The sequence below is a fragment of the Mycobacterium gastri genome, assembly GCF_002102175.1.
Classification (GTDB): Bacteria; Actinomycetota; Actinomycetes; order Mycobacteriales; family Mycobacteriaceae; genus Mycobacterium; species Mycobacterium gastri.
The window spans coordinates 44,781-56,100 of record NZ_LQOX01000010.1 but is presented as its reverse complement, the minus strand read 5'-3'; the positions used below and the strand labels follow the sequence as shown (position 1 = coordinate 56,100).

Genomic DNA, 11,320 nt, shown 5'->3' with positions numbered 1-11,320 from the left:
TGCTCAGCGGGGATGGGCGACGAAGAACTCCCACAGCATTTCGGTGGCCACCGATGGCCACTCGTGGCCGCCATCGCCAACGGTGACCAGCACCACGCTGCGGTTGTTCGCGCATGCGGCGCTCGACGTGGTAATCCGGCCACTGGTTGTGGTGGCAGGGGGCGCACATTGATCGACATTGCGCCAGAACGCATTCAGCTCCTCGACCGGCGGCCCGTCGATATGGGCGAAACCGGCGCCGGGCCCGCCGAAGTAGCGGACAAGCGGATCTCCGGTGCCGTGGATATGCATGACCGAGACCGGATGCGGGGATGAGCACGGGTCCAGTTGCGTTCCCGAAACCGGGCCGATCGCGGCGAAGATCCCGGTGTTGCAGGCCAGGGTATAGGCCATGATGGCACCGTTGCTCATGCCGGTGGCGTAGATCCTGGCCGGGTCGACGGGCACGTTCGCGGCGACGTCGGCAACCGCGGCGCTGACAAAGGCGACGTCGTCGACGCCTTCACGGGCGGACCGGCCGCAGCAGCCGCCGCCATTGGCGTTCCACGCTCGGTTCAGACCGTCGGGGTAGGCGACGACGAACCTCTCCGAATCGGCCAATTCGTCCCAGTCGTAAGACCTTTCAGCTTGTCGGGCACTGCCGAAACCGCCGTGCAACATGACGACCAGCGGTGCCGACGAGGGCAGACCCGCGGGCTTGTAGAGCCGGTAGGAACGCTGGACTCCGCCGACGTCGATGGTATGAAAGCTGGTGCCGTTTCCGAAGCCGGCGGGCGGCGGCGCCGGAGCATGCGCGCAACCGACGAGCATTCCCACGACGCCCAGCAGAGTGACGAACCGGCGAACCATAGGTTAACGGTAGGCCCGCGACACTTGCTTAACGAGTTTTAAATGAGCCGTGAAATCAGCCGTTGACTTTTTCCCGCAGAAACGCGATGTCGTCCTTGCGGCCCTCGTCGGCGGTTTCGCAGATCACCGGGGCATCGGCGGCCTTCACCACCGCGACCAGGTGGTCGGGATCGATCTGACCGTTGCCGATGTTGGCGTGCCGGTCGGCGCCTGAGCCCGCGGCGTCGCGCGAGTCGTTGCAGTGCACCAGGTCGATGCGGCCGGTCAAGGCCTTGATCCGGTCGACCGCGTCGATCAGCTGCTCACCCGCGGCCCAGGCGTGGCAGGTGTCCAGGCAGAAGCCAATTCCCTTGTCGCCGATACGATCCCACAGCCTGCCGATGGTATCGAAGTAACGGGCCATCGCGTGGTCGCCGCCCGCGGTGTTCTCCAGGTACACCGGCACGTCTGTTTCGAGGTAATCCAGGGCTTTGACCCACCGCTCGAAGCCGGCCTCCATGTCGTTGTCGTCGGCGTGGCCGCCGTGCACAATCACCGCCGTCGCGTTGATTGCCGCGGCCGCGTCGCAGGTGTCCTGCAGGATCTTGCGCGACGGGATGCGGATGCGGTTGTTGGCCGATGCGACGTTGATCAGATACGGTGCGTGGACGTACAGCGGAATGGTCGACGCCTTCAGCGTCTCGGCGTCGTCCCGCGGCTTGGGCTTCTTCCAGCTCTGCGGGTTGCCGAGGAAGAACTGCACCACGTCAGCGCCGTCGGCCTGGGCTGCGGCCAGGGGATCGTCTGAGTGGACGTGCGAACCAATAAGCACGTAGGCCAGTCTAGTGAGAGCTCCGCCGTCATAGCGGTGGGCGTTGCCGATGGAATGCAGTGGCTTGCTGGAATTCGTGGCCCGCTTGGATGAGCAACTGCTCCTCGAATTCGCGACCGGCGAACTGAATACCGACCGGGGTTCCCCGTGACGTAGTCCCTGCGGTAGGCAAGCAGGCGGCGAAGTTGCCAGTCACGTTGAATGGCGCAGTCGGCGCCGCCAATCTGGCACTCAGGTCCGCGCGTCTTGCCCTGGCGCCCGCATGGCTTCCAGCGTTGGTGAGGCGAGACCTGCGCTCGGCATCAGGACGATATCGACGGCCTGGAACAGGCTACCCAACAATCCCGTGAATGCCACCCGCTGCTCGACCAGGGCCCGGTACTCGACAGCGGATAGTCGTCGCCCGTACTCGTTGGCGCGCGCCGGATAGCTTAGCGAATGTGACGCCGCCGTCACGTTCGGGGCCGAGCGTGACGGCACGGTCACGCCCGACCCCGAATCTGTGCGCTAACTACCGATAATCCGAGTAGCCGTAGTCGTCCAGCGGAACCGCGGCCCCGGTGGCCTGGCCGAAGTCCGGGCTGTAGTACTGATCCTCGTACGACGGGATGGTGTAAGCCGCTGCTCGGGCTTCCTCGGTCGGCTGCACCGCGATGTTGCGGTAACGGTTGATGCCGGTACCGGCCGGGATCAGCTTGCCGATGATCACGTTCTCCTTCAGACCGTTGAGCTTGTCGCTGCGGCAGTTGATCGCCGCGTCGGTCAGCACCCGGGTGGTCTCCTGGAACGACGCCGCACTCAGCCACGAGTCGGTGGCCAGCGACGCCTTGGTGATACCCATCAGCACCGGGCGGCCGGCTGCGGGCTCGCCGCCCTCGGCCACCACCCGGCGGTTCTCCGCCTCGAACTCGGCACGGTCGATCAACGAGCCGGGCAGGAACTCCGTCGAGCCCGAGTCGATGATGGTGACCCGGCGCAGCATCTGGCGAACGATCACCTCGATGTGCTTGTCGTGGATCGACACACCTTGGGCGCGGTAGACCTCCTGGACCTCGCGGACCAGGTGGATCTGCACCTCGCGGGGGCCCTGTACCCGCAGCACCTCGTGCGGGTCGGCGGAGCCTTCCATCAGCTGCTGGCCCACCTCGACGTGGTCGCCGTCGGAGAGTACCCGCTCGGAGCCGTCCTCGTGCTTGAACACCCGCAGCCGTTGCCGCTTGGAGAGCTTGTCGTACACGACCTCCTCGCTGCCGTCGTCGGGCACGATGGTGATCTTGTAGAAACGCTCACCGTCTTCCAGCTGGACCCGGCCGGTGACGTCGGCGATCGGCGCCTTACCGCGTGGCACCCGGGCCTCGAACAGCTCCTGCACCCGTGGCAGACCGCCGGTGATGTCCTCACCGACACCACCCTGGTGGAAGGTACGCATGGTCAACTGCGTGCCCGGCTCACCAATGGACTGGGCGGCCACAATGCCGACCGCTTCACCGATGTCGACCAGCTTGCCGGTGGCCATCGAGCGCCCGTAGCACGTCGCGCACACACCGGTGCCGGTGGTGCAGGTCAGCACCGAACGCACCTTCACCTGCGTGATCCCCGCGGCCAGCAGCGCATCGATCTCCGGGTCACCCAGATCCTCGCCGCGCGCGACGACCACGTTGCCCGCCTCGTCGACCGCGTCGATACCCAGAGTCCTTGCGTATGCCGAGGTTTCGATGTACGGGTCGCGGATCAGCGCGGCCTTGCCATCAACCGGGTGCTGACGCTCGGCCAGCTCTACGATGATGCCGCGCTCGGTGCCGCAGTCGTGCTCGCGCACGATGACGTCCTGGCTCACGTCCACCAGACGACGGGTCAGGTAGCCCGAGTCGGCGGTACGCAACGCGGTGTCGGCCAAGCCCTTTCGAGCACCGTGGGTGTTGATGAAGTACTCCAGCACAGTCAGGCCCTCACGGAACGACGACTTGACCGGCCGCGGGATGAACTCGCCCTTAGGGTTGGTCACCAGACCCTTCATTCCGGCCAGCGTCCGGGTCTGGGTGAAGTTACCCGTGGCACCCGAGTCGACGATGGTGATGATCGGGTTGTCGCTGGGATAGTGCTCCCGCAGCGCCTGACCCACCTCGTCGGTGGCTTCCTTCCAGATCTCCACCAAGGCCTCGTTGCGTTCGTCGTGGTTCAAAGCACCACGCTGGAACTGCTTTTCGACCTTGTCGGCGCGATCCTCGTAGCGATCGAGGATCTCCTTCTTGCGGGGCGGAACCAGCACGTCGGCCATCGAGACCGTGACACCGCTTCGGGTTGCCCAGTAGAACCCGGCGTCCTTGAGCTTGTCGACGGTCTGCGCCACCACGATCATCGGGTAGCGCTCGGCCAGGTCGTTGATGATCGCGGCCTGGACCTTCTTGTGCATCTGCTTGTTCACGAACGGATAGCCCGGCGGCAGCAGCTCGTTGAACAGCACCCGGCCCAGCGTCGTCTCGGCAATCCAGGGCTCGCCCGGATGCCAGCCGTTGGCCCCGAACAGCTCGGTCTCGATCTCCGCCGACGGACGCAACTGGGTCAGCCGCACCTTGATTTTGGCTCGCACCGAGAGCACACCGCGGTCGGCCGCCATGATGGCTTCGGCCGGCGAGGAATACACCCCCGTCTCGGGACGGTCGGGTGCGGCCGGCCGGTATTCGCCGGTGTCGCCGTCGACCTCGGTCGTCAGGTAGTACAACCCGGTCACCATGTCCAGACGCGGCATGGCCAACGGGCGACCGGAAGCCGGCGACAGGATGTTGTTGGACGACAGCATCAGAATGCGGGCCTCGGCCTGCGCCTCGGCGGACAGCGGCAGGTGCACGGCCATCTGGTCACCGTCGAAGTCGGCGTTGAACGCCTCACACACCAGCGGGTGCAGCTGGATCGCCTTGCCCTCGATCAGCATCGGCTCGAACGCCTGGATACCCAGCCGGTGCAGGGTGGGCGCACGGTTCAGCAGCACCGGGTGCTCGGCGATGACCTCCTCCAGCACATCCCACACCTGCGGACGCTGACGCTCCACCATCCGCTTGGCGCTCTTGATGTTCTGAGCGTGGTTGAGGTCGACCAGGCGCTTCATCACGAACGGCTTGAACAGCTCCAGCGCCATCAGCTTGGGCAGACCGCACTGGTGCAGTTTGAGCTGCGGACCGACCACGATCACCGAACGACCCGAGTAGTCGACACGCTTGCCGAGCAGGTTTTGGCGGAACCGGCCCTGCTTGCCCTTGAGCAGATCGCTCAGCGACTTGAGCGGACGGTTGCCCGGCCCGGTGACCGGACGGCCGCGGCGGCCGTTGTCGAACAGCGCGTCGACGGACTCCTGTAGCATCCGCTTCTCGTTGTTGACGATGATCTCGGGTGCGCCGAGGTCGATCAGTCGCTTGAGCCGGTTGTTGCGGTTGATCACCCGGCGATACAGGTCGTTGAGGTCGCTGGTGGCAAACCGGCCACCGTCGAGCTGCACCATCGGACGCAGCTCCGGCGGAATCACCGGGACGGCGTCGAGCACCATGCCCATCGGCGAGTTGCCGGACTGCTGGAAAGCGGCGACCACCTTCAGGCGCTTGAGGGCGCGAAGCTTCTTCTGCCCCTTGCCGCTTCGGATCACCTCACGCAGCGAATCGGCTTCGGCGTCGATATCGAAGTTCTCGATGAGCTTCTGGATCGACTCCGCGCCCATGGCGCCGGTGAAGTATTCGCCGTAGCGGTCGACGAGTTCGCGGTAGAGGTTCTCGTCGACGATCAGTTGCTTGGGCGCCAGCTTGGTGAAGGTGCTCCAGATGTCCTCCAGCCGGTCCAGCTCGCGCTGGGCACGGTCGCGGAGCTGGCGCATCTCGCGCTCGCCGCCGTCGCGAACCTTGCGCCGGGCGTCGGCCTTGGCGCCCTCGGCCTCCAGCTGGGCCAGGTCGGCCTCCAGCTTTTGGGCGCGCGCTTCCAAGTCCGCGTCACGCTGGTCCTCAACGGCCTTGCGCTCCACCATCATTTCGGCCTCGAGCGTGGATAGCTCGTTGTGCCGCATCTCCTCGTCGACCGCGGTGATCACATAGGCGGCGAAGTAGATGATCTTCTCGAGGTCCTTGGGCGCCAGGTCCAGCAGATACCCCAGGCGCGACGGCACGCCCTTGAAGTACCAGATGTGGGTGACGGGTGCGGCCAACTCGATGTGGCCCATCCGTTCCCGGCGCACCTTGGCGCGCGTCACCTCGACACCGCAACGCTCGCAGATGATGCCCTTGAAGCGCACCCGCTTGTACTTGCCGCAGTAGCACTCCCAGTCGCGAGTCGGCCCGAAGATCTTCTCGCAGAACAAGCCATCCTTCTCGGGCTTGAGCGTGCGGTAGTTGATGGTCTCCGGCTTCTTGACCTCGCCGTAGGACCACTGCCGGATGTCCTCCGCGGTGGCCAGGCCGATGCGGAGTTCATCGAAGAAGTTGACGTCTAGCACGTAACTCCCTTTCCCCTTGCGGGTTTAGTTACTTCCAAGAAGGATCAGGCCAAGTCCTCGACAGAGGCGGATTCGTTGCGGGACAAGTTAATTCCCAAATTCGCTGCCGCGCGCTCGAGATCCTCGTCCTCGCCTTCGCGCAGCTCGATCGCCGCGCCGTCGGACGACAGCACCTCCACGTTGAGGCATAGCGACTGCAGCTCTTTGAGCAGCACCTTGAACGACTCGGGGATGCCCGGCTCGGGGATGTTCTCGCCCTTGACGATCGCTTCGTAGACCTTGACCCGCCCGACGGTGTCGTCGGACTTGATGGTCAACAGCTCCTGCAGCGTGTACGCCGCGCCGTAGGCCTGCATGGCCCAGCACTCCATCTCACCGAACCGCTGGCCACCGAACTGCGCCTTACCGCCCAGCGGCTGCTGGGTGATCATCGAGTACGGGCCGGTGGAGCGGGCGTGGATCTTGTCGTCCACCAGGTGGTGCAGCTTCATGATGTACATGTAGCCAACGGTCACCGGGTACGGGAACGGCTCGCCGCTACGGCCGTCGAAGAGCACCGCCTTGCCGTCGCCGTCGACCAGCACGTCGCCGTCGCGGTTGGGCAGTGTCGATGACAACAGCCCCTGGAGCTCGGCCTCCTGGGCGCCGTCAAACACCGGAGTCGACACGATCTGGTTCGGCTCGGCGCTGCGCAACGCCTCGGGCAGGTTGGCCGCCCAGTCGGGTGAACCAGCGATCTGCCACCCGCTGTGCGCGCACCACCCCAGGTGGGTTTCCAGGATCTGGCCGATGTTCATCCGTCGCGGCACACCGTGGGTGTTCAGGATGATGTCCACCGGGGTGCCGTCCGGAAGGAACGGCATGTCCTCTTGCGCCAGGATCTTGCCGATGACGCCCTTGTTGCCGTGCCGCCCGGCCAGCTTGTCACCGTCGGAGATCTTGCGCTTCTGGGCGACGTAGACGCGGACCAGCTCGTTGACGCCGGCGGGCAGCTCGTCATCGTCCTCGCGGGAGAACACCCGGATGCCGATCACCTTGCCGGACTCGCCGTGCGGCACCTTCAGCGAGGTGTCGCGGACCTCCCGGGCCTTTTCGCCGAAGATCGCCCGCAGCAGCCGCTCCTCGGGCGTCAGCTCCGTCTCCCCCTTCGGGGTGACCTTGCCGACCAGGATGTCGCCGTCGCGGACCTCGGCGCCGATGCGCACGATGCCGCGCTCGTCCAGGTCCGCCAGCACCTCGTCGGAGACGTTCGGGATATCCCGGGTGATCTCCTCGGCGCCCAGCTTGGTGTCGCGGGCGTCGATCTCGTGCTCCTCGATGTGGATCGAGGTGAGGATGTCCTCCTCGACGAGCCGATTGGACAGGATGATCGCGTCCTCGTAGTTGTGACCCTCCCACGGCATGATCGCCACCAGCAGGTTCTTGCCCAGCGCCATCTCGCCGTTCTGGGTACACGGACCGTCGGCGATGACCTGGCCGGCCTCGACCCGGTCGCCAGCGTCCACGATCGGCGACTGGTTGGCGCAGGTGCCGTGGTTGGAGCGGGCGAACTTACGCATCCGGTAGGTGTGCCGGGTGCCGTCGTCGGCCATCACGGTGATGTAGTCGGCGGACACCTCCTCGATCACCCCCGACTTCTCGGCGACGACGACGTCGCCGGCGTCGATGGCCGCACGCAACTCCATGCCGGTGCCCACCAGCGGCGCCTCGCTGCGCACCAGCGGAACCGCCTGGCGCTGCATGTTGGCACCCATCAGGGCCCGGTTGGCGTCGTCGTGCTCGAGGAACGGAATCATGGCCGTGGCCACCGACACCATCTGGCGCGGCGAGACGTCCATGTAGTCCACCTCCGACGAGGCCACGTACTCGACCTCGCCGGCCTTGCGGCGCACCAGCACGCGCGGCTCGACGAACCGGCCCTGAGCGTCGATCGGCGAGTTGGCCTGCGCCACGACGTGGCGGTCCTCCTCGTCCGCCGTCAAGTAGTGGATCTCATCCGTAACAAGTCCGCTGACCACGCGTCTATAAGGCGTCTCGATGAAGCCGAACGGGTTGACCCGTGCGTACACCGACAGGGATCCGATCAGGCCGATGTTCGGTCCCTCCGGGGTCTCGATCGGACACATCCGGCCGTAGTGCGACGGGTGCACGTCACGCACTTCCAGGCCGGCGCGCTCACGGGACAGACCGCCGGGGCCCAGCGCCGAAAGCCGGCGCTTGTGGGTCAGGCCCGACAGCGGGTTGTTCTGGTCCATGAACTGCGACAGCTGGCTGGTGCCGAAGAACTCCTTAATGGCGGCGACCACCGGGCGAATGTTGATCAGCGTCTGCGGCGTGATGGCCTCGACGTCCTGAGTGGTCATCCGCTCCCGGACGACGCGCTCCATCCTGGACATGCCGACCCGGATCTGGTTCTGGATCAGCTCGCCCACCGTGCGCAGCCGGCGGTTGCCGAAGTGGTCGATGTCGTCGGTTTCCACCGGCACCTCGACCCCGCCGGGGACAGTCATAACGGGGGCCTGGCCACCCTGAGAGGCGTGGTGCAGGCGAACCAGGTACTCGATGGTGGCGACGACGTCTTCTTCGGTCAGCGTCGTGGTGGTGATCGGATGATCGGTGTTCAGGCCCAGCTTCTTGTTGACCTTGTAGCGGCCGACGCGGGCCAGGTCGTAGCGCTTCTCCTTGAAGAACAGGTTCTCCAGCAGGGTCTGGGCCGACTCCTTGGTCGGCGGCTCGCCCGGACGCAGCTTGCGGTAGATGTCCAGCAGCGCTTCGTCGGTGCCGGCGGTGTTGTCCTTTTCCAGCGTCGACATCATGATCTCGGAGAAGCCGAACCGCTCGGTGATCCGCTCGGTGGTCCAGCCAAGTGCCTTGAGTAGCACGGTGACCGGCTGGCGGCGCTTGCGGTCGATGCGCACGCCGACGGTGTCGCGCTTGTCTACGTCGAACTCCAGCCAGGCGCCGCGACTCGGGATCACCTTGACGCTGTGCAGCGTCTTGTCGGTGGACTTGTCGATGGTCTCGTCGAAGTAGACGCCGGGCGACCGGACAAGCTGGCTGACCACCACGCGCTCGGTCCCGTTGATGATGAACGTGCCCTTCTCGGTCATCATCGGGAAATCGCCCATGAACACCGTCTGACTCTTGATCTCACCGGTGTTGTTGTTGATGAACTCGGCCGTCACGAATAGCGGGGCCGCGTAGGTCATGTCCTTGTCTTTGCACTCGTCGACCGGCGCCTTGACCTCGTCGAAGCGGGGGTCGGAGAAAGACAGCGACATCGACCCGGAGAAGTCCTCGATCGGCGAGAGCTCGTCGAGCACCTCTTCGAGGCCACCGATCACGTTCACATCGCCACGCGCGGCGGCAGCTTCACGCCAGCTCGGCTCGCCAATCAGCCACTTGAACGAGTCGACTTGCACATCAAGCAAGAATGGAACCTCGAGCGGTTCGCGGAGCTTGGCGAAGGAAACCCGATTTGGCGCTCCGGGCACGGAGCTGTTTGAAGAACTTTGCGGGCGACTCTGAGCGGGACTAGCGTCTGTTTTGCTTTGGCGGAAATCAGCCAAGATGCGTCCTTCCAGCACCTCGTGCGACTCCCTGGAGCCGGCGGTCACCGGACCTGTTCGCCGCAGATAATTGTGTCGGTTAGGCCGGCGAACGAACTGTCCGGATCTCACGCACGCAACCCAACAACTGAGCCGGAAACTGGGCTCAGGCGTAGACCACGATGTCAAGTGGCGGGTGAGGTGGGCAGGAAGTAGCCAGCGCAACGTCCTACACTAGCGCAGGACGGCGCATTCCTCAAATAGCTACCAATATGTGTCCCCGGGAAGCGGCGCTGGCTGGCATTTCGACTTGCCCTGGTACAGGTACAACACATGCTGCCCAACAGATTGACCCGTTTACGCCCCGTCGTCAAGGGGACGGGCGGCAAGTTAGCGCAAGTTAGCGTGAATTCTTGCTCACCGGCCGCCCGCGAACACGGCGACTGTTAGTTACGTCACCGCGCACGAGATCGACCAAACAGCCGCCGTCACCGCGGCAGGGTGCGGCGCCTCACCGCCGACGTCGCCCGGGGCTAGCCGCCGAACTCGCTCGCGTGATACTTGTGCGTGCCCTCGAGATCGTCGAGGATCGCTTCCTGGGCCTTCTTCGGCAACGTGTGCAGCATCTCGCGCACCCGGGCCTGGCGCCGCCCCACCGCTTTACGTTCCGGCATTCCCGGCGTTGCGGTGATCTGCGGCGGGACGCCCTCGATCTCCTCGACACCGCCCGCCTGGTGACCGGCGTCGAGCAGCGCCTGCTCTTCGGCCATGGTGGCCTCGTCCTTCTCCTCGGACATGCCGATCGGCCCGATGCGCCGGCCGTTGAGGAATTGTCGCACCACCGGCTCGTCGCTGGTCAGCAGCACTTCGCGAGGGCCGAACATGACCAGGTGCTTGCGGAACAACATGCCCATGTTGTCCGGCACCGTACGGGCGATGTTGATGTTGTGGGTCACGATGAGGATGGTCGCGTCGATCTGGGCATTGATGTCCATGATCAGCTGGCTCAGATAAGCGGTACGGACGGGGTCCAGACCTGAGTCGGGCTCGTCGCAGAGAATGATCTGCGGATCGAGAACCAGGGCCCGGGCCAGGCCGGCACGCTTGCGCATACCGCCGGAGATCTCACCGGGGAACTTCTTCTCGTCACCGCCCAAGCCGACCAGCGCCAGCTTCTCCATGACGATGTCGCGGATCTCTTTTTCTTTTTTCTTGGTGTGCTCGCGCAGCGGGAAAGCGGTGTTGTCAAACAGGTTCATCGACCCGAACAGCGCACCGTCCTGGAAAAGCACACCGAACAACGTCCGGATCTCGTAGAGCTCCTTGGCCGAGCACTCGATGATGTCGGTGCCGTCGATGACGATCGAGCCGCGTTCGGGCCGAAGCAGGCCGATGAGGGACTTCAGGAACACCGACTTGCCGGTACCCGACGGTCCCAGCAACACGCTGACCTCGCCGGCAGGGATCGTGAGCGCGACGTCCTCCCAGATCCTCGAGGAACCGAAGGATTTCGTGAGTCCGTTGACCTCGATAGCGACGCCCATGGGAAATCCTTCCGACGCTCAAACATTTGCAAGATGCCCGCCACCTGCCACTTTATGTGGCTTGAGTCACTGTAGCGCACCGCTGGGGCGCGAC

At 65.0% G+C, this 11,320-nt stretch carries 6 protein-coding genes; all 6 read right to left on the bottom strand.

Annotation, left to right across the window (positions count from 1 at the left end):
• Window positions 1-3 precede the first annotated feature (3 nt).
• Entirely contained in the window at window positions 4-849 is an 846-nt protein-coding gene (locus AWC07_RS02000; RefSeq protein ID WP_036412187.1) for an extracellular catalytic domain type 1 short-chain-length polyhydroxyalkanoate depolymerase, read from the bottom strand.
• 55 nt (window positions 850-904) lie between these two features.
• Window positions 905-1,660 (bottom strand): deoxyribonuclease IV, encoded by a 756-nt coding sequence (locus tag AWC07_RS01995; RefSeq protein WP_036412186.1) that lies wholly within the window; start codon window positions 1,658-1,660, stop codon window positions 905-907.
• 231 nt (window positions 1,661-1,891) lie between these two features.
• Window positions 1,892-2,146: a hypothetical protein gene (locus AWC07_RS28325; protein WP_036412185.1), complete on the bottom strand. Its 255-nt coding sequence runs from the start codon at window positions 2,144-2,146 to the stop codon at window positions 1,892-1,894.
• 25 nt (window positions 2,147-2,171) lie between these two features.
• Entirely contained in the window at window positions 2,172-6,134 is a 3,963-nt protein-coding gene (locus AWC07_RS01985; RefSeq protein ID WP_085104928.1) for a DNA-directed RNA polymerase subunit beta', read from the bottom strand.
• Between the two features lie 44 nt (window positions 6,135-6,178).
• A complete protein-coding gene (gene rpoB / locus AWC07_RS01980) occupies window positions 6,179-9,703 on the bottom strand; it encodes a DNA-directed RNA polymerase subunit beta (RefSeq protein WP_139829475.1) in 3,525 nt (1,174 codons plus the stop codon).
• A gap of 512 nt (window positions 9,704-10,215) precedes the next feature.
• Window positions 10,216-11,226, bottom strand: coding sequence for an ABC transporter ATP-binding protein (locus AWC07_RS01975; RefSeq protein WP_036413496.1), 1,011 nt, complete (start codon window positions 11,224-11,226; stop codon window positions 10,216-10,218).
• Window positions 11,227-11,320: the final 94 nt, after the last annotated feature.

What these genes read in the sequence shown, in the direction of transcription:
- AWC07_RS02000 (WP_036412187.1), bottom strand. Translation starts at nt 849, where the DNA reads ATGGTTCGCCGGTTCGTCACTCTGCTGGGCGTCGTGGGAATGCTCGTC.
- AWC07_RS01975 (WP_036413496.1), bottom strand. Translation starts at nt 11,226, where the DNA reads ATGGGCGTCGCTATCGAGGTCAACGGACTCACGAAATCCTTCGGTTCC.